The 18,276-nt window shown below is 67.4% G+C and carries 13 protein-coding genes and 1 pseudogene; 1 reads left to right on the top strand and 13 read right to left on the bottom strand.

All coding sequences use genetic code 11. The annotated features are described in order from the left end of the window. The 12 genes and pseudogenes from OID54_RS28865 to OID54_RS28810 form a co-directional block, all read right to left on the bottom strand. Positions 1-1,023, bottom strand: a complete 1,023-nt coding sequence (locus tag OID54_RS28865) for a terpene synthase family protein (protein ID WP_329024186.1) — start codon at positions 1,021-1,023, stop codon at positions 1-3. Then, positions 1,020-2,048, bottom strand: a complete 1,029-nt coding sequence (locus OID54_RS28860) for a Rieske 2Fe-2S domain-containing protein (RefSeq protein WP_329024185.1) — start codon at positions 2,046-2,048, stop codon at positions 1,020-1,022. The genes OID54_RS28865 and OID54_RS28860 overlap by 4 nt, the downstream gene beginning before the upstream one ends. Before the next feature lie 82 nt (positions 2,049-2,130). Further along, positions 2,131-3,225 carry a polyprenyl synthetase family protein gene (locus OID54_RS28855; protein ID WP_329024184.1) on the bottom strand — a complete coding sequence of 365 codons (1,095 nt, stop codon included), beginning with the start codon at positions 3,223-3,225 and terminating at the stop codon, positions 2,131-2,133. Beyond that, positions 3,222-4,361, bottom strand: coding sequence for a flavodoxin-dependent (E)-4-hydroxy-3-methylbut-2-enyl-diphosphate synthase (gene ispG, locus OID54_RS28850; RefSeq protein WP_329024182.1), 1,140 nt, complete (start codon positions 4,359-4,361; stop codon positions 3,222-3,224). The genes OID54_RS28855 and ispG overlap by 4 nt, the downstream gene beginning before the upstream one ends. 128 nt (positions 4,362-4,489) lie before the next feature. Continuing rightward, positions 4,490-5,782: pseudogene (locus tag OID54_RS28845) on the bottom strand (1-deoxy-D-xylulose-5-phosphate synthase); the annotation flags it as partial. A gap of 941 nt (positions 5,783-6,723) precedes the next feature. Beyond that, entirely contained in the window at positions 6,724-7,776 is a 1,053-nt protein-coding gene (locus OID54_RS28840; RefSeq protein WP_329024180.1) for a glycosyl transferase, read from the bottom strand. A gap of 14 nt (positions 7,777-7,790) precedes the next feature. Further along, the gene (locus tag OID54_RS28835) at positions 7,791-8,882 is read right to left on the bottom strand and encodes a hypothetical protein (protein ID WP_329024179.1); all 1,092 of its coding nucleotides are present in this window, start codon (positions 8,880-8,882) and stop codon (positions 7,791-7,793) included. A gap of 29 nt (positions 8,883-8,911) precedes the next feature. After that, positions 8,912-10,678, bottom strand: a complete 1,767-nt coding sequence (locus tag OID54_RS28830) for an ABC transporter ATP-binding protein (protein ID WP_329024177.1) — start codon at positions 10,676-10,678, stop codon at positions 8,912-8,914. Further along, entirely contained in the window at positions 10,671-11,444 is a 774-nt protein-coding gene (locus OID54_RS28825; protein WP_329024176.1) for a nitroreductase family protein, read from the bottom strand. The genes OID54_RS28830 and OID54_RS28825 overlap by 8 nt, the downstream gene beginning before the upstream one ends. After that, the gene (locus OID54_RS28820; protein ID WP_329024175.1) at positions 11,428-13,152 is read right to left on the bottom strand and encodes a hypothetical protein; all 1,725 of its coding nucleotides are present in this window, start codon (positions 13,150-13,152) and stop codon (positions 11,428-11,430) included. Before OID54_RS28820 ends, OID54_RS28825 begins: the two co-directional genes overlap by 17 nt. Continuing rightward, positions 13,136-13,852 (bottom strand): TOMM precursor leader peptide-binding protein, encoded by a 717-nt coding sequence (locus tag OID54_RS28815; RefSeq protein WP_329024173.1) that lies wholly within the window; start codon positions 13,850-13,852, stop codon positions 13,136-13,138. Before OID54_RS28815 ends, OID54_RS28820 begins: the two co-directional genes overlap by 17 nt. Then, complete coding sequence (locus tag OID54_RS28810; RefSeq protein ID WP_329024172.1) at positions 13,831-15,108, bottom strand: YcaO-like family protein; 1,278 nt, start codon at positions 15,106-15,108, stop codon at positions 13,831-13,833. The genes OID54_RS28815 and OID54_RS28810 overlap by 22 nt, the downstream gene beginning before the upstream one ends. A gap of 1,219 nt (positions 15,109-16,327) precedes the next feature. Between OID54_RS28810 and OID54_RS28805 the strand changes: the two genes are divergently transcribed. Next, positions 16,328-16,969: an anthrone oxygenase family protein gene (locus OID54_RS28805; protein ID WP_329024170.1), complete on the top strand. Its 642-nt coding sequence runs from the start codon at positions 16,328-16,330 to the stop codon at positions 16,967-16,969. On the opposite strand, the gene OID54_RS28800 is transcribed toward OID54_RS28805, so the two are convergent. Then, the gene (locus OID54_RS28800; RefSeq protein WP_329024167.1) at positions 16,954-18,018 is read right to left on the bottom strand and encodes a dihydrodipicolinate reductase; all 1,065 of its coding nucleotides are present in this window, start codon (positions 18,016-18,018) and stop codon (positions 16,954-16,956) included. The two genes, OID54_RS28805 and OID54_RS28800, sit on opposite strands and share 16 nt — an antisense overlap. Between the last annotated feature and the right edge of the window lie 258 nt (positions 18,019-18,276).

Here is an 18,276-nt window from a genome sequence, read left to right as displayed (position 1 = left end):
TCAGGCCGCGTGGCAACCGGTCAGGTGGGCCAGATGCTCTGCGTCGGGCAGTACCGCGTGAGCTTTGCCGTAGTAGCGTCCGATCTGCCCCTGCCACTCCAGATTGCCGCCCACCCACTCCAGGACTTCTCGTCCCCAGCGGTGGCACGCAGCACGGCCTGCCTCGTCGATGTAGAGGAGTTCACAGGTACGGTCGATGTCGTTCTGCGACTGGTGGTAGTCGGTGGTGCGTTGCTGGATCATCTCTACGACTCGCTGCCGGGCCACGTCGATGTCCAGGCCCGTCCTCGCAAGGAGCAGGACTGCATTGGAACCATCGCCGCGCGCCTGGTCCTTCTTGACGCTTGCCACGTCATTGCAGAGTGTCACCAGGTCGGCCGCAGCGTCCCGGAGCCTGCGGTACCCGACATGGGTGCGGAAGCGGGCTGGGAGTTCATAGCGGTGGGCCCGCTCCAGCATGTCGAAGCACGGGGATGTGCCGACCACGGTGCGCCGGAGTTCCAGGTACTCGCCGATCGAGGGGTCCTCGGTCGTCGCCTCCGAGAGATAGCCCCAGAAGTAGTCCAGCCAACTGCGTGCGGCGTGCTCACACCAGGCCGGGCTCATCCCCTCGCAGGATCGCTCCCACGTCGGGATGAACGCCCTCACCAGCGGAGCATCGAATTGGTCCGGGTCCATCGGGGCCTTCGCGTGCAAGACCTCGGAGATCGCTTCCAGATAGCCGACTCCCGCGCCCGGGTCCTTCCAGAACGTGGATTCGAAGGAGTCGTCCGTGGCCACGAACTGGCACATCATGTCGATGGCCAACTCGTGGTCGGATCCGTGCGCGTCCGGATAGCAGTAGCCGATGATCCGCTCTGGATCGGCCTCCCGGTATCGGCGCCAGGTCACAGCCGTGTCCTCGGTGATCCCGCAGGCATGACACCAGGCGATCGCCATCCGCTGGCCGTCGGCGATATGCGGATTGGTGCGGTGCGGCAACGGGGTGCGGATGATCGAATTGGTGTCCTTGACGGCGTTCACAATGGCGCTCCTTGGTCGGCGGTCCCGGGCGGATAGAACTGGCGCACGTGACGGCGGTAGATCCCTACCGCCTTGTCTCCAGATGCCAGCTGGGGTCGGTGCATGTACCTCTTGCTCTTCCAGATCACGTTGTCCTCGTCCAGGACCTTGCCGATCTTGTAGACGACCGCCCTCGCCAGCAGGCGCGCCAGAAGTGCCTGCACCGGTCGGGGAAGGTGTTGGAGAGGTCCTGTCACAGCACAGGAAGCCAGCAGCCGGATGTCCGTCTCCCATACGTCTGTCGCTGTGAACAGTGCCCAGGAGCGCACGGTGACGCCCACGCGTGGGAAGTCGATCTCCGCCACCAAGTACCCCAGACCGGCGATCAACACGGTCTGGCCGACCCAGATGTTGCCCACCCCGGGAATCCGCGCAATGGGCACCTTCGTATGTACGCGGAGGAACGGCCCGTCCGTTTCCGGCGGTGCGATCTCTTCCAACGGCACGGCGTGCACCACACTGAAATGCCGGTAGTCCACCGTGTTCTCATACAGTTCCTGAGGGTGACTGGACACATGCTTGAAGTGCAGTTGGGCTCGGTGAAAGCCCTGCGGGTCCACCTGCGGGATATCCCAGTACGGGGCCGCACCATCGTGCGCGTACCAGATCATCACCAGGCCGTTGAGTTCCCGGATGGTCCGCTGCGTGAGGGTCAGCTTCTTCGGTGGTTCGCTGTTGGGCACGCGCACACAGGTGCCGTCGGGGTCGTACTCGAAGGCGTGGAAGGGGCATTGGATGTTCTCCCCGACGATCCTCCCGCCGATTCCCAAGTGGGCTCCAAGGTGCGGGCAGTGCGGTTCCACAGCGCGCACAACACCTTTCTCGGTCCGGTACAGGACGACATCTGATCCCATGAAGGAGCGGGTGAGGACCGTTCCCGGTTTCAGTTCGGATGCCAATCCCAGACAGAACCAACCAGCCGGATAGGGCAGTGGAGGCCACTGGTCGCCCGAAGTCATCGGGCGTTGGGGTTCGAGTTTGGTCATGACACCTGATCCTCCTGTGGTGAATGCAGACGAGGCTGACGGTTGTGGACCCGTTCGTGTTGGCAGGGCTCGGCTACCGGGCTCATGTGCTTCTCCGAACAGCCTCATCGGCAAGGCGGCGCAGGGCGTCGGCGGCTGCGGGCTGGATCGGTGCGGTGTCCAGGGCGGCAAGAGCCGTCTCGTACCGTTGCTCGATCATGTGGTTGACGGTGTCGTGGGCACTGGTGGCCTGGATGATGCGGCAGGCCACTTTGGCCTGGCTTTCGGTGAGGGTGGGGCATCCGAGGAGGAGCCGCAGTTGGTCGGCCTGTGCACGGTGGGCGCGCTGAAGGGTGTGGGCAATCAGCACGGTGGCTTTGCCTTCTCGGAGGTCGTCGAGTACGGGTTTGCCGGTGACATCCGGGGCACCGAAGACGCCGAGCAGATCGTCACGGAGCTGGAACGCCTCCCCCAGTGGAACCGCGTACGCCGACAGGGCCTCCAGCAGCGGCTGGCTGGCATCGGTGAGTGCTGCGCCGAGGTGAAGGGGGCGTTCGATCGTGTACTTGGCGGTCTTGTAGCGGCAGACCGCCAGGGCGTGTTCGATGTCGTCGGTGGGTGCCCCGGCGGTGGTGACGTCGAGGTACTGCCCGTACATGACCTCGGTGCGCATGGTGTCGATCAGCGGTAGGACGTCGGCCAACTGCCGACGGGTGAGGCCGGCGGTGTGAAGGAGTTCATCGGACCACGCAAGCGCGAGGTCGCCGATGAGGACGGCGGCGCTGTTGCCCAGTTGATCCGCCGCGGACCCGGTGCGCCCGTGGGTGTGGTGTGCCGCCACAGCACGGTGGACGGTGGGATGTCCGCGACGGGTGTCGGACTCGTCCATGACGTCGTCGTGGATGAGGCAGAAGGCATGGAACATCTCCAACGACGCCGCGACCTGGACGACCGAACGCGGAAGGCCCTGCCCTCCCGCTGCCTGCCAGCCGGTCACACACAACAGGGGGCGAATCCGTTTCCCGCCGGCTGCGAGGAAGCCCCGCAGGACTGCGGTCACTTCAGCAGGCATGCGCTGTGCGGCGGCGGTGCGGGCCTTCTCGGTGAGGAAGCAGTCGAGTATCCCGTCGACTTCGACGCGGACCAGATCCTGGTCGAGGCCGCGGTGCTCCGCGGCCGGGATGGTGATGGCGGTCATGTGGATTCCCCTACAGATGTGTTCTGGGCTGCGGGTTCATCGACGAGTCGGAGGGCTTCATCCAGGAGGGCGTCGACGATCTTGTTTTCGGGGACGGTGCGGATGACCTCGCCCTGGGCGAAGATCTGGCCTTTGCCATTGCCGCAGGAGACGCCGAGGTCGGCTTCGCGTGCCTCGCCGGGGCCGTTGACGACGCAGCCCATCACCGCGATGCGCAAGGGGTGGGGGAAGCCGTCGAACGCGGCTTCCACTCGGGAGGCGAGTTGGTGGATGTCGACTTGGAGGCGTCCGCAGCCGGGGCAGGAGACAATCTCCAGCTTCCGGGGGCGCAGGCCGAGGGAGGACAGGATGTGGCAGCCGGCCTTCACCTGCTCGACCGGGGGCGCGGAGAGGGAGACCCGGATGGTGTCGCCGATGCCTTCCCTGAGAAGGACCCCGAGGGCGACAGCGGATTTGATGGCCCCTTGGAAGGCAGGTCCGGCTTCGGTGACACCGAGGTGGAGGGGGTGGTCGCAGGCGCGGGCGAGGAGTTGGTTCGCGGCAATCATGGTGAGCGGGTCATGGTGCTTGACCGCGATCTTGATGTCCGTGAAGCCGTGTTCCTCGAACAGGGAGCACTCCCACAAAGCGGACTCCACCAGTGCCTCGGGGGTCGCGCTGCCGTGCTTGGCGAGCAGGCGGGGGTCAAGGGAGCCGGCGTTGACCCCGATACGGATCGGCACCCCCGCCGCCCCGGCGGCCTTCGCGATCTGGCCGACGCGGTCGTCGAACCTGCGGATGTTGCCCGGGTTCACCCGGACCGCCGCACAGCCTGCGTCGATCGCTGCGTAGACATAGCGGGGCTGGAAGTGGATGTCGGCTATCACCGGCAGCTTCGACCGGGCGACGATGCGCGGGAGGGCGTCGGCGTCGTCCTGCGAGGGGACCGCGACGCGGATGATGTCGCAGCCGGCTGCGGTGACCTCCGCTATCTGCTGAAGGGTGGCGTCGACGTCCGCGGTCACGGTGGTGGTCATGGTCTGTACGGAGACCGGTGCGCCGCCGCCGACGACAACGCTCCCCACGTGGATGGGGTGGGTGCGGCGGCGCACCGGAGTCTTCGGCACCGCGGGAAGGCCCAGCTCAACGGTGGGCATCACGCCTCCCCGGGGGCCGTCGCCGAGCCGGTCGTGGTCCGGGTGGGCGGCGCGGCCCGATGATGGGGCTGATGGCTCGTCACCAACGCCTCGCCGTGGTGCTCATGGCCATGGGCCAAGCCGATGGCACGGTGTGCGGCCATCCGTAGTCCCGGCACCGCGGAGAGCAGACTCACATCCCACATGCCGTGATGACTCGGCCCGTCGGGGCCGGTGATCCCGGCCCGGTCGAGCACGAACGTCACCGCCAGTCGGTGCAGGGCCACATCCATCAGGACCTGGTCGAATGCCCGGTTCAGGAACGTCGCGTAGAGGGCGACGACCGGATGGAATCCGCCCATCGCCAGCCCGGCCGCCGAGGTGACGGCGTGCTGCTCGGCGATTCCGACGTCGAAGACCCGCTTCGGGAACCTCTCCCGCATCGGATGCAGCCCTGTCGGTCGGAGCATCGAGGCGGTTATCGCCACCACATCGTTGTGTTCGGCGGCCACTTGCGCCAGGTTCTGCCCGAAGACGCTCGTCCACGACTGCCCGGAAGACCCCGCACGTACGGCGGGACGTCCGGTTGTCCGGGCGACGACGCCGACCGCGTGGAGACAGTCCGCCTCATCGGCCTCAGCCGGCTGGTAGCCCCTCCCCTTCACCGTGACCACATGCACCACCACAGGCCCGCCCAGATCCCGTGCGCGGCGCAGCGCGTCCTCGACCGCCCCGGTGTTGTGACCATCAACCGGCCCCAGGTAGGTGAAGCCCAGTTCGCGGAAGAGATTGCTGCGGTGGCCTGTGATGCCGCGGTCCCGCTTGAGGGTGGTCAGGTGGTCGGTGAGGGCACCGGTGGTGGGGGCGTAGGAGCGGCCGTTGTCATTGAGGACCACGATCACGGGCCGACCGGTGCCGCCGAGGTTGTTGAGCGCTTCCCATCCCATCCCGCCGGTCAGCGCGCCGTCGCCGATGACCGCGACCACCGCCCGGCTGTCCTCACCGGCTAGTTCGCGGGCCCTGACGAGGCCGTCTGCATACGACAGTGCGGTGGTGGCGTGCGAGTTCTCCACCACGTCGTGCTCGGACTCGGTACGGGACGGGTATCCGGTCAGACCTCCGGCCTGGCGCAGCGAGTCGAAGTCCTGGTGGCGGCCGGTCAATAGCTTGTGCACATAAGCCTGGTGGCCGATGTCGAACACGAGCGCATCGCGCGGCGAGTCGAACACCCGGTGCAGGGCGAGGGTGAGTTCCACCATCCCCAGGTTCGGGCCCAGATGACCGCCCGACGCACACACCTTCTCCACCAGGAAGTCTCTGATCTGCGCCGCCAGCAACGGCACCCGCTCAGCGGGAACGGCGCGCAGCGCCCTAGGGCCACTGATCCCGGCCAACAAGGGGAAGGTCCTGGTACGGGGGCGTTTGCTGACGTCGGTAGTCATCTGGCATCGGGTCCTCATGGTTGGTGGGCACGGCGAAGCAGACGTGTTCGACCGTGGTGTTGTGTCCGGCGACCGCGGTGGGCCCAGGCCCCGCGCGGCGGAACGAGTTCTGCCGCGCGGGCCGACGGCGGAATGCCCCGGCGGTGATGCCGCGCACGCTTGGGGATGCGTACATCCCAGAGTGCCCCCAAACCGGTTCCTGAACGATTCCGGCCTTGATCGTTCCGTGAGCGCGTTGAACGCCTGTGCACCCGTCCACAAGGCTGCTCAGTCGTGTGAAGCGGTACGGAAGTCCCTGTAGGGCGGGTGTGACACCGCCCAATGCTCAGCCCTGGCGCAGGACCGCTGTCCTGGCACGGAGGGGATGCAGGAGTGCGGGTGGTGTCCGTGGAAGGCCGCCCGCCCGCAGCGGAGTTGACGCCGCGACCGAGAGTCCGAGCACCGGAATACGGCGTGACGCGTCCGGAATCCGGTCACAGCGTCTCTGCCCGTCGACCCCCGGCATCGAGTCGGGAGGCCCGACTCCCCCGATCAGGGCCTGCCAGCAGTTTCGGTCCTGCGGCTTGCTGGGCCCATGGGTTCCGCTGGCCATCTCACGTCATGGCAGCAGCGGCGGGCCGCTTTCGATCATGGCTCGCACGGGCAGCCTGACAGGCTGCCCGCCCGTCTTTGCCGTGGCCCACTCAAGAGGATGCGCAATATGGGCAGAACGCCCTCTACAAGCCACCAGTTGGATGGATCAGGGGCTGACGTTGCCCTGGGACGCCGTGGAGAGCGCGCTGGAGACCGGCTTCCTTATGTTCACGGGCGACGAGGCAGACCGAGCATTCCGGGCTGACGTGCGCCATGCCCTCCGCACCGGATCCCACTGACGACGCCCTGACCACCAAGTACGCGCAGAACGCCCAGTACGCCCAGTACGCCGGTCCCGCGAAGGAGGCTCACCCCACCCGGCCGTGGCCCAGTATTCGGGTGGCGACTTCCAGGGGGTCGGCCCAGATGTCCTCGGAGACCGGATCGTCGTCGGCCCGTCGGCGCATCTCCTGGACCAGGGCCCACAAGGTCGCGGGGTCCTCGTCGGTGCTGGTGCGGGTCAGCAGGCCGATGCGTTCCAGTGTGTCCATGCGCTCGGTGAATCCGATGCGCATCTCTTGGTCGGGGTCCGGGGTGACGGCGGCAACGACCGGTACGCCGTTGGCCACGAGTTCGCAGCTGGTGAAGCCCAGGGCATTGGCCAGCACGACATCCGCGGCCCGGTAGTACAGTTCGGGCCGATCGCTGCGCCCGACCCAGTGGATGTTGGGGGCGGTCGGGACACGGCCCCGGGTGGGCGGGGGGTCTGCCATCAGGAGCAGTTGGTCCCCGAGTGCGGCGTGTCCGCTCCATGCCTGGAGTGCCTGCAACTGGATCCGCAGTGCGTCGATGCGGTCCGGCCGGCCTCCCGCCGCCACGGTCAGGACGAGCGCGTCCTCGTCGATGCCGAGGGTCTTCCGCGCCTCGGCCCGCTGTGGGGTGAAGGAGTCCACCAGGGGGCCGCAGTACCAGATCGGCGCGGTGGTGGCCGGAGCGAGCGGATGTGCCTCGGGAAAGTCGGGGACCACGACTTCCCGTGCGTCGTCCAAGCGCGCGTCGAACTCCGGCAAGCCGAGCTCGGCGAAGAACCAGTCGGTGATCAGCACGTTCGGAAGGTCAAGTACATTGCGGCAGAATCCGGGCACGGTCAGGAACTCGTCGCTCACCACGAGGTCAGCGTCAGCATGCTCGTACAGGAATCGCCAGATGCGCCAACTCGCCGCCTCGCCCATATCGTCGGCGTCGTCGAAACCGAGGTCGACGGCCTCGACACCGCGGGAGCGGTAGTAGTCCGCTCCGCTTCCCGCCGAGGCCAGCCTGATCTGTATCCCGGGGTTCACCCGGCGCATGGCGGCCATGATCCTCAGGTCCCGGGCGGCGTGACCGTAGCCGTGCCCGCGGGAGACGAAGTTGACTCTCATCGGTGGGTTCCTCTTCAACTGCTGGGCAACCGGTGGTCGGGGAGTAGTTGCGCGTCGCGGCTTCCGGACGGGGTGACGCCCTCGGTGAACGCCTCATGGGCGAAGGTCTCCAGGACGGGTGACAGTTCCAGGAGTCTTTCCGGCAGCAGGTACTGGTCGAAGATCCCGGGGCCGATGTTGGCCAGGGCGATCTGCCCCAGTCTCCGGTCGAGCACCCGGGCCGGGGCCACGGCATGGTCGTCGAGGAGCCGGCGCAGTTCGACACCCCCCAGCCATGCGGTGATCCACAGGCTGATGACGATGTCGGGCCGCAGATCCGGTTCGGCGCGGTGCAGACCCGCCGCCCTGCGGGCCGCCGTGCGTTGTAGGGCGGGCACATCCACATCTCGGCTGCGCAGGACGTCGAGCAGACCGCTCTGCGACCAGCCGAAGGCGCTGTCGGGGTTCCGTTCCAGGTAGTACGGCCTGCCGTACGAGCGGGAGAAGCACGGCAGCAGGTCCACCCGGGCATCCACGACCGGCGAGGTGTCGCCATGGGGCTCGGTGGTATAGCAGGCGGCGAGCCGCAGCCCCATCGGGGTATTGCCGGTGAGACTCATCTCGGTCGCGTGCTGGACCAGATGCGGAACGGTGACGTACGCGGGCACACCGAGCCGGTGCAGCACACCGGCGATCATGACGTCGTCCTGCGGAACCTCCGGCGTCGTCCTCGCGAGTTTTCGGGCTGCCTTCGCCGGCAGGACGAGTCCGATACAGGGTGTGTACGGGTCGCACACCTCGGCGAAGGGCTGTCCGAGCCAGGCCGCCAGGTGGACGGCGGACGACGTGGCCGAAGCCCATTCCGTGTAGAGGCTGATCGCGGCGGCCGGCCGCTCCCGGACTGCGCGCAGCACACGTTCCCGCAGGTCCGGAACGGGGACGGCGTCGTCCTGAAGGACCAGGTGGTGAGTGGCCTCGGGTGCCAGCGCCCCCCACGCGAGCACCGCGGTCCTCGCCGAACAGGAGCCGGGGCCGTACGGGTCGGGATCCTCGACGACCTGGAGGCGCAACTCCGGAAGGCTGTCCCTGAGTGCGAGGGCTCTCGCCCTGCGGGCGGGATGGGTCATGATCGCCGCGGATAGTCTGACGGGCGGGCTCACGGTGCCGCACCCGCCTCGGACAGGTCCTCGTCGCGCAGGCGGAGGAGGTCGGAGTAGCGGCCGGGCGCGGTACGGAGTTCGCCGTGGGTGCCCTTCTCGGCGACGACCCCTTCCGCGAGAACGACGACGCGGTCGGTGTCCTTGACTCCGGACAGCCGGTGGCTGATGACGACCGTGGTCCGGTTGCCGCGCAGTTCCTCCAACGCCGCCTGCACCGTTCGTTCCGTCGCCCAGTCCAGCGCGCTCGTCACCTCGTCGAGCACGACGACGGGGGCGTCCGACAGCAGGGCGCGGGCCAGCCCGAGTCGCTGGCGTTCGCCACCGGAGAGTTGGTAGCCCCTTTCACCGACCGAGGTGTCCAGTCCTTCGGGGAAGGAGGAGACGAGATCGTCGAGAGCCAACCGGGACAGCACCTCGCGCAGTTCGGCCTCGGTGGCGCCGGGCCGGGCGAGGAGGAGATTGTCCCGGAAGGAGGCGTTGAAGATGCCCGGCTCTTGGGGCACCAACAGGACCGTCTCGGACGGCTTCTCATCGCCGCCGAACACCCGGACCGTACCGGCGCCGGGCTCCAGCAGTCCCGCCACGAGGTAGCCCAGCGTGCTCTTCCCGGAGCCGGTGGAGCCCACGATCATGGTGGTGGAGCCGGCCGGGAAATCCAGGTTGATCCCGCACAGGGTGCTCCTGCCGCTCTCCGGATAGCGGTAGGAGACCTCGCTCAGTGTGATGCCGACCGCTGGTCCCCGGGCTCCGGTGTCGGGCGGGCGCGGCGCCGGCAGGGCCGCCGTCGGTCCGAGGTCGATGTACTCGAAGATCCGGTCGAAGTGGGCGAGCGAGCGCCGTACGGACGTGCTCAGGCCGAGCAGTGCCTGGATCGGCTGTGCGAGTTGGAGTTGCAGCACGACCAGCACGATCGCAGTACCGATCGACAGGCTGGTGAAGCCGCCGCCCGCCATCCAGTAGACGACCGGCGGGATCACCGCGAAGGAGACACCGATGATCGACTCAGCGCTGGTCGCCATGGCACGCTCACGGATCGTCAGATCGGCGATGGCCGCCGACGACGCCCGGAACCGGTCTCGCTGGCCGCCCCAGCAGCGCATCGTGCGTCCCATGAGGACACCGGGCAGGGAGAGGTGTTCGCCGGCCAGGCGCATCATCTCGGATGTGTGCTCCTGCGCCTCGACGGCCAGGAGGCGTTGCCGTTCGGCGTAGCGCTGGTTCATGATGACCAGCCCCAGCGTGAGACCGATCGCCACCACGGCGATGGGCCAACTGAGGATGAGCATGGCCGTTCCGATGGTGATGACCATCGTCAGTGACCCGAGTGCGTGCTGAGCGGTGAAGGTGATCACATCGGAGATGCCGCCGATGTCACTGGCCAGCCTCGTCTGCACCTCGGATCCGGACCGGCCGGCGTGGAAGGTGATCGGCATCGACTGCACCCGTTGGTACACGTCCACCCGCAGACCGTGGACCACCCCGAGACCGATCGAGTTCGTCAACCTGCTCTGGAGGTAGAAGAAGCCGCTCTGGGCGATCCCTACGGCGAGCATGCCCAAACACATCCACATCAGCAGCGTCCGGTCGCCCTGGGGCACGGCCTCGTCGACGATGACGCGAAGGAACAGCGGCCCGGTGATCCCGAGTCCCGTGGACAGCACGACGGTCAGCAAGGACAGGGCGAAGCCTGCCTTGTGCTCGGCGAACCGTCGCAGTACGCGCCGGCCGAGAGCGCGTACCTGCATCCGTTCGGTGTCACTCACGGTCCAGTCCGCTGTCCGGGGCTTCGGCCGGGTGCCCCAGCACCAGGGTGAACAGATGCCTGGCCGGTGTGCTGGTGTGCCGGCGCACGATGCGGGTCACCTCGGACGATGAACGGCCGTGCACACTGCCGCCGAGACCCGCGGCCACCGCCGCCAGCCAAGCGTTGTATCCGAAGGCGGATGCCCGAAGGAGCGCCTGGGTGTAGTTGGCGCCGCCGCTGTCGGTGATCTCCGCACAGATCAGCACCGCGACCGGTGCCGGAACGTACCGTTTGGCGAGTGGAGCGAGCACGGCACAGTCTCCGTGGTCGGTGAACTCCCCCGCGGGACGCTCCCCCGCCATGTCCTGGCCCGGGGCGTACCGGCGCAGTCGCACTTCCGAGGTGCCCGTCAGGCCGCTGACCAGCCATGCCTGCGGGGTGGATTGGACCGCACCGTGCGGCCACATCTGCCGATCGGTCGACGTGGCAAGACTCAGAATGGCGGCGAGGTCGGTGTCGGGGACCGAGTCCTCGCGGAACCGGCGGACCGATCGACGGGCCGTCAGCACATCATGGAGCGCGCTGCTCTGGGAGATCGCCGTGTTCTCAGGGATCGGTGTGCTCTGCGGGATCGGTGTGTTTTCAGAGATCGGCGTCCTCTGGGCGGTCCGGGAGGTGTCCTGGGCCGACGGCCGGTCCGGGGAGGTGCGTTCGTCGGGGCTGTCGGCGGGGACGAGAGCACGCTTCGTCCGGGGCCACAGGTCGGTCTCATTGATCAGTGGCATTGCGCGCTCCCGGGGTCCACAGGCCGGCCACGGCCATGACCTGTTCGTCTTCCTTGAGTTCCAGCAGCTTTGGCAGCGTCGGCCGCCAGCGGTCGTTCAGGGTGACGCGCACTCCTTGATCGGTGGCCACCGTGTGCAGTTGTGCGAGTGCACAACCCGCGTCGAGGTGCCCCAACCGGACCCCGAACGTGCCGTACTTGAGCTTCAGCCTCCAGAGCGCGCCGACGAGGACCACAACGAAGTCAGGACTGCCCGTGGTCGCGGTACCGGTCGTGATCGCCGTACCGGTCGCGTCGAGCATGGACTGCCACATTCCGGGCCCGTGGGTGCGGCGGGTGACGAGGAGTCGGTGTTCGATGTCGTCGTACTTCAGCAGGGTGTGCGCGGGCAGGTCGGAGACGGTGTCCGCGCACATCACATACAGCTCGACCGATGCGAGGTCGCCCCCGGACGCGGTCCACCTGCGGTGTGAGCCGTCCCCGCGGAGCCCCGCCACCATCGCCGCCAGGCCGGCGACAAATGCCGCATCGGATGCGCCCGCGGTATGGGATGCGGCCAGCGCCTCGTCACCGCTCGGGGTGCCGAACGCCGTCGCCGGTACGGGAGGCAGGGGTATCACGGGTGCGGTGACGAACGACTCGCGTCCCTTGCCCAATGCCGTCAGGTGCTTCTCCCGGCTGGAGGTGATCGGCGGCTGGGGCCGGTCAGCGAGGGGATGCGCGGCGACGCTGTCCTCGTACGCCTCCAGTACGTCGACGATCTCGCCTGTGCGGCGCGACGTTGTGGCACACGATGTACAGCCGGCCTCGGCGGTCACCCCGTACCGCACCGCGGTGGAGTCCGGCAGGTTCCAGCGGACGAGGGCCTGGTTCGTGCGCATGCTGTCGATGTCGGCCAGATAGGCGAGCACTTCGCCCGCCACCAGACCGGCGGCGACCGTCCCCGTCGCGGCGCCGGCCGAGGCCGGCTGTTCGTTCCCGAACTCCGCGAGGTAACCGCTGGTGAAACACCCCCAGCACAGGGTCGCCCGCGGATGCATCAGCGGGCCGAGGTCGATCTGCTCCTGGTGCGCGGCATAGTGCAGCACCGCGATGTCACGGGCCGCGCAGGCTTCGGTGAAGCTGTCCGTGCCGTCGTCGTGGCGGGGCGGGCCGTGCAGCACCACGAGACTGCCCGCCGCCTCCCGCAGGCTGTCGAGCAGTTCATCTCCGACCCCGGCCGGGGTGGACGCACGGTGAACGGTTCCGACGCCGCTCATCGCCAGGTCGTCGCGGATGGCTTCCGCATGCTCCGGTGGGGCAACGATCAGCACCGCACATCGAGACAGTCGTTCCAGTACCTCGGAGGCATTGCGGTAGGACGCCGAAGTACCGGCGGTCAGTTCGAGGTAGTCCATGACGCCGGCTGCCAGCGGCCTCGTCGAGGAGACCTCGCCGGAGAGGACGAGCCCCTGCTTCACCAGCAGTGCCACGACCTGGGCCACTGCCTCGTACGGAAGGTCCGTCTCTTCGGCCAGGTCGCCGACCGTGCGGCGTCCGTCCATTGCCGACGCGACCGGCAGCAGGAGCCGAAGGGCGTCTCCCCCGCCGATCCGCTTGCGGATCTGGCCGGCCGAGAACACGACCTGACCGTCGACGGCCGAGACCGCCACCCCACCACGCAACCGAGGCCGGAGCCCGTCGGCGGGAAATCTAGTTGTACTCGTCATGAGTGACGCCTCCCACGGTGCGGAACAGGTGATCGAGCTGTCGCGACTGGATCAGGCGTTCGGTCTCGTCTCCGCAGTGCGGGCAGCCGTGGCAGCCGATCACCTGGTCCGAGCGAATCGCCGCCGTGCGGAGATCCACGGTGACCACCCGTCCGCGTACCGGTTCGGCCAGCGACAGGCTCAGCAGTCCCACTGCGATACGGGCCTGATGCGGCAGGACTCCGGCTGCCGCCGCAATACCGACCTGCTCCTGCTCGGCCGCCGCCGGCGCATGCGAACAGTCAGCCCCGTGCTGGTGACCGTGACCATGCTCGTGTGCGTGACCGTGCTTCCGTACGGGCGCCGGCTTGTCGGCGTGCTGGTCCTCACGCGCGTAGAAGCAGTCCAGGCATGGCCCGCCCGTCGGATCGAAGTACGGTCCCACTCTGATGGCGGGGTGGTCGAACTCCACCAGGAGCCAGGGCTTTCCCGCTTCGGAGGCCACCTGCCGGAATCGACGTGCCAACGGTCGGGCGGGGCGGTCCAGCACCAGCACGGCTGCATCGACATCGGCGAGCAGGTCGTCGGTGATCTCAGGGCCGACGCGCGTGACGTCGAGGCCCGAGGACTTCGGCAGCAGTTCGGACACCCGAGCACCGAACGCCCCGGTACCGAAGACGGACACACGGGTCAAACGGGTCAGGCGAACGGTTGCGGACACGGGTTCAACTCCTCAACAGGCAGTACGCGATAGCCCATTGCCGCGGGAGCGGAGTAGAGCCGAGGATGCGCGTGGTACTGGGCGAGCGGCACCAGGGACATGGGCTGGAGATCGGGGATGACCACATTCACCGAGTGCAGTCCCACCGAAGCCAGCTCCGTCGTCGTCCGGTCCACGGCGATCACCGACATGTCCAGTTCGGCGAACCTCCGGACCGCGCGGATCAGTCCTTCTGTGGCATCGGCGGCAAAACGGCCCCGGTCCTGGAAGGAGGGCCGATCGGGGTGGTCGTCGATGAGGAATGCGAAGTGCCCGGCGTTCTCCGGCTTGCCCATGTACTTCGCGCCGTCCGAGATATCGGTGTAGTCGGCGAAGGACTCGGGTTCCTCCCATTCCAGGTGCAGGGAGTCGCGGAAGCAGGTGGCCTCCAACAGCGCCTTGTACGCGGCGTCCTGGATGGTGAGCCCGGTACCGCACCCGACCATGGTGCGTATCGTTTGGTCGTGCGGAGCAGTCTGCAGGCAGTACACCGTGGGCAGACCGATGTCGCTGGTGGCATCCAGCAGTACGGTGTCGAGGAAGCGATCGTGCGCCCACTCGATCAGGGTGATCTCGCGCTCATCCAGAAAGTCGAAGGGGATGTGCGGCAGCGGGAGCTTCTGGAGCCATAGGACGGCGATCATGTCCCGCTCGACGACCTCGCTCAAGGCGCCGAAGACAGCGCTCGCGGGATCGGTGTGCACGGCGTAGCCCGTCGAGATGCCCACCACGAAGCGCTCCGCCGGTGCAAGGTGCCCTGACCGGTAGGCCGCCATGGCGAGCGGCAACCAGGTGGGTTCTCCGTCCCGGAGGTCCACCCCGGGCACCCATCTGATCGGCGCCGCCGGATCGAACGGGACGAGGGGGCACCGCGGATGCGCGTACTCCGCGTCCGACAGCCGTGCAATGCGCGACCAGTCGAGCACCCTGCCGTCGAGCTCGTGCGCGGCGGCGGTCACAACGCCGTCCGTACCGAACTGCGCCCCCGAGTAGCGCTCGCACCCCTCGGCGATCGCGAGTAGGCGCGCCTTGTCCTTGTCCTCCAGTGCATGCCCTCCTGCCACCACCCGGTTGTCCTGGGGTGCCGCAATGCCCGGGAACGCGCTGCCGAGATCGACCCCGTAGGAGCTCAGCCCCGGCAGACCGCGATAGCGGGAAAGGGAGAAGACATCCCCGACCACGCCGTAGCGCGAGAGCAGCGGATCAAGCTGTTTCATGTTCACGTCATTCAGGTGAGGCAAAGAACACCGGTTCCTTGTCCGGGCGGAACCCGCCGGCGGGGCCACCGCCGGCGGGCCGATTCGCTACCTACTGCCTCGACCGGCGGTGTTCGCCGGGAGCGGCACTAGAACGTGCTGACTGGCGTCGTCCGCCCGAAGGGCGGGGTCTGCGGCGGCCGGTGCTCCCCATCGGCTGCGACCTGGGAGGGCGCCCTCCCAGCTCGCGATACGGAGACTCACCCTCGTACTGGATGTACGCGGGTGGCTCCCGACCACGCAGCGAAGGCGGGTACCTCCCCTGCCGCTAGGCAGAGGGGAAGTGCGTGCAGGGCGTCACAGGCCGGACGGGATGTGCCAGCCATGACTACCGGCATGCAGAGTCACAGGGGGAGCACCTCCAGCCGCCGGTGTTGCAGCTCAGTCCGCAACCGCCGCCGCTGAGACAACCGGGGCTACCGCCACAAAGACTCTGGCAAGCGCCGCAGTCCGTGAGGATGCGCGAGGGGTCCGCGGGGCCCGCGATCAGATCGAGGACCAGGTCCTCCCAGGACGCCTCGGCATCGTCGACCACCAGGTCGACCGCTACTCGTGGCGTGAGATCGGTGTCAATCATCTTCGTTCCCCTCTTAGGCGAAAACAAGCCATTCCAGACACTTAGATGGCCTAAACCATCACTGTCTCGGAGTCAGGCTCAACCTAAGGTCGCCGATCACTTCGAAAGCTCAAGTAAGTGTTAAGAAATTACGTGTATGTGCGTGATGCGTTCATCAACTCATCAAATTCGTAAGCTTTTTGACAACCCATCAGTTTGCACCAATGCGTCTATTCCGGGCGTTCACCAGAGTGGGCCGCACGGGTTCGGCTGCCCGTGACCCACCCGACGGACGGCGATCCGGCCGTGGTCGTCCGACTGGACGGAGCCGGTACCCCTGCGTCGTTCCGCGGTCGTGCTCCAGGTGTCCGTGCTGGCGACCACCACGATCGGACGGTAGAACCCGGGCGGCTCCGGAGAGCCCTCGGGGTGAACACGCGATCGTCATGATGGGCGCGACCAGCGCCCTGTCGCCCATCGGATGGACGCAGGAGTATGCGCATGAGTTCCTCAGCCATGGCCCGGCCCATCCCGGTGGGTTTGGCTGGTCGTGAGCAACGCACGGGGCCGGGCAAGACCCCATCCCGTGCTCTTCCGACTCCGATGAACTGGGAAGGAACCGGCATGAGAACCGACTCGTCCAGCCGTCGCAACGAGCTTCCGACATCCGGCGCACACCCCGAACCGCCCGAGCAGCAGAACTCCACTGCGAAGCGCACTCACCCGAGCGGTACCGTCGCGGGAGTGCTGTTGATGATCTCCACGGTCGCGCTGGGGCTGACGGCGGGGCTGCTCTTCACCTTCGGCATGGCCGTGATGCCCGGGCTGGCGGCGACCGACGACCACACCTATGTGACCGCCATGCAGAGCTTCAACGACACCATCCAGAGCAACTGGGCCCTCGCCGTACTCTTCGTCGGGGTGCTGCCGGCCACCGTGGCCGCGGCGGTCCTGGACTACCGCAGCGGCCGTGGCGCCGCCGCCAGATGGGCCGCGTACGCGACGGTCCTCTATCTGGTCGCCCTGCTGGTCACGGCCGGCTTCAACATCCCCATGAACAGCGACCTCGCAGCGGCCGGGAACCCCTCCACGATGACGGACTTCGCCATCGTGGACAGGTTCAAGACCTCCTGGGTGGCGGCCAACGCGCTGCGCGCGGCGCTCTGCGCGGTGGCTCTCGGCTGTCTGACGCGCGCTTTGGTACTGCACGGCAGGAGCACGGCCACAACGGGACGGGTGGAGGGAAGCCGTCAGACAGACCGATGAGCGCTCCGGTAACGCAACTGCGGCAGTTGGTCCACCGTGACGATTCCCGGCCTCGCATCGATGACATCCGGGATTCGGTTGATGAGCGTTGCGCAGGTGGTGTGCGCGGTGTTCAGATCACTGTTGCGCAGATGGAGCGTCGGCGCTCCTGAAGCGTCCGCCAGATGCCACTCGTTGTAGTCCCGCTCGCCCTCCCCGTAGACCGTTCCCTGCGAGCTGATGGACAGTGTGACGCCTTCCGCCGTGTGCAGGATGTCCGTGTCGGTGTATCCCAACAGTCGTCCCTGCGGCACCGTCGCACCGAGTGCCGCGGAGTGTGTGTCACCTAGGGCGATGACCGGCTCGGTCGTGGTCTCCACGGTGCCGTGTGGGGTCAGACCGATGGCAGCCGCTAGGGCGTACAGGGAGTAATAGGTAAAGGTCGGCGGCCGTTCGGCGGCGGTCTGCCACTCGGCGAACTCCTCGGCGGTGGCGTTGACGCGTTGTTGTTCCGCCAGGGCGGGGCCGAAGTCGTCGACGTTCCAGGAGAGCCGTCCGGTCACACTCCCGAGGTCGTGACTCGAACCTGCCAGCACACTGATGAGGTTCACCCAGTAGGCGTCCTGGTGCCCGGTGCCGGTCACCGTCACCTGGTGCCGCTTCGCCAGGGCGTCCAGATCACGGGCGCGGGGGTTGTCCGTGGCGAAGGGGTAGAGCATCTCCTCGGCGAGCGTGATCACATTGGCCCCGGACTTGACCACGGTCGAGAAGATCTCGTACTGGACGTCATCGAGATAGGTGCTCACGGTGACAACCACCATGTCCGGAGCGGCTTCGCGCAATGCCTGCTCTGCGTCTCCCCGGGCAGGGAACGCCAGTCCGGCGACGCCCGCCAGCCGACCGAGATCCTGGCCGTCCTTGTCGGATCCGGGCCGGACGATGCCTGCGACGATGTTCGCGCCCCGGCCGTGCAGGATTCGTAAGATCTCCAGCCCCATGGCGCCGAGTCCATAGATGGCGATGCGCGGACTGTTCTCGATCCGGGACATGTGCTCCTCCGTACTGTTCACGTCGTTCACGTTGCTTGCATGGTTCGTGTACGCAGCGGTCGCTGTGTTTGCTTTGCTCGCTGCGGTCGCTGCGGTCGCTGCGGTCGCTGCGGTCGCTGCGGTCGCTGCGGTCGCTGCGGTCGACGAATCGGACGCCACATCCGACAGGCCATCATCTCCACCGGAACCGGCATCGCGAGGACTTTTCAGCAGATGCCTCGGCACCGGTAGCTCGGGCACCTGAAAGAATGTGCGTCGACTTGATCGACTGTTCGACAG

It is taken from the genome of Streptomyces sp. NBC_00690, from assembly GCF_036226685.1.
In the GTDB taxonomy this organism is placed as follows: domain Bacteria; phylum Actinomycetota; class Actinomycetes; order Streptomycetales; family Streptomycetaceae; genus Streptomyces.
This window is presented reverse-complemented; position numbering and strand designations above follow the sequence as displayed.

Excerpts from the sequence above, each read along its gene's own strand:
- OID54_RS28855 (WP_329024184.1), bottom strand. The coding sequence starts at position 3,225 with ATGACCGCCATCACCATCCCGGCCGCGGAGCACCGCGGCCTCGACCAG.
- OID54_RS28810 (WP_329024172.1), bottom strand. The coding sequence starts at position 15,108 with ATGAAACAGCTTGATCCGCTGCTCTCGCGCTACGGCGTGGTCGGGGAT.
- OID54_RS28860 (WP_329024185.1), bottom strand. The coding sequence starts at position 2,048 with ATGACCAAACTCGAACCCCAACGCCCGATGACTTCGGGCGACCAGTGG.
- OID54_RS28840 (WP_329024180.1), bottom strand. The coding sequence starts at position 7,776 with ATGAGAGTCAACTTCGTCTCCCGCGGGCACGGCTACGGTCACGCCGCC.
- OID54_RS28835 (WP_329024179.1), bottom strand. The coding sequence starts at position 8,882 with ATGACCCATCCCGCCCGCAGGGCGAGAGCCCTCGCACTCAGGGACAGC.
- OID54_RS28820 (WP_329024175.1), bottom strand. The coding sequence starts at position 13,152 with ATGACGAGTACAACTAGATTTCCCGCCGACGGGCTCCGGCCTCGGTTG.
- OID54_RS28825 (WP_329024176.1), bottom strand. The coding sequence starts at position 11,444 with ATGCCACTGATCAATGAGACCGACCTGTGGCCCCGGACGAAGCGTGCT.
- OID54_RS28805 (WP_329024170.1), top strand. The coding sequence starts at position 16,328 with ATGAGAACCGACTCGTCCAGCCGTCGCAACGAGCTTCCGACATCCGGC.
- ispG (WP_329024182.1), bottom strand. The coding sequence starts at position 4,361 with ATGCCCACCGTTGAGCTGGGCCTTCCCGCGGTGCCGAAGACTCCGGTG.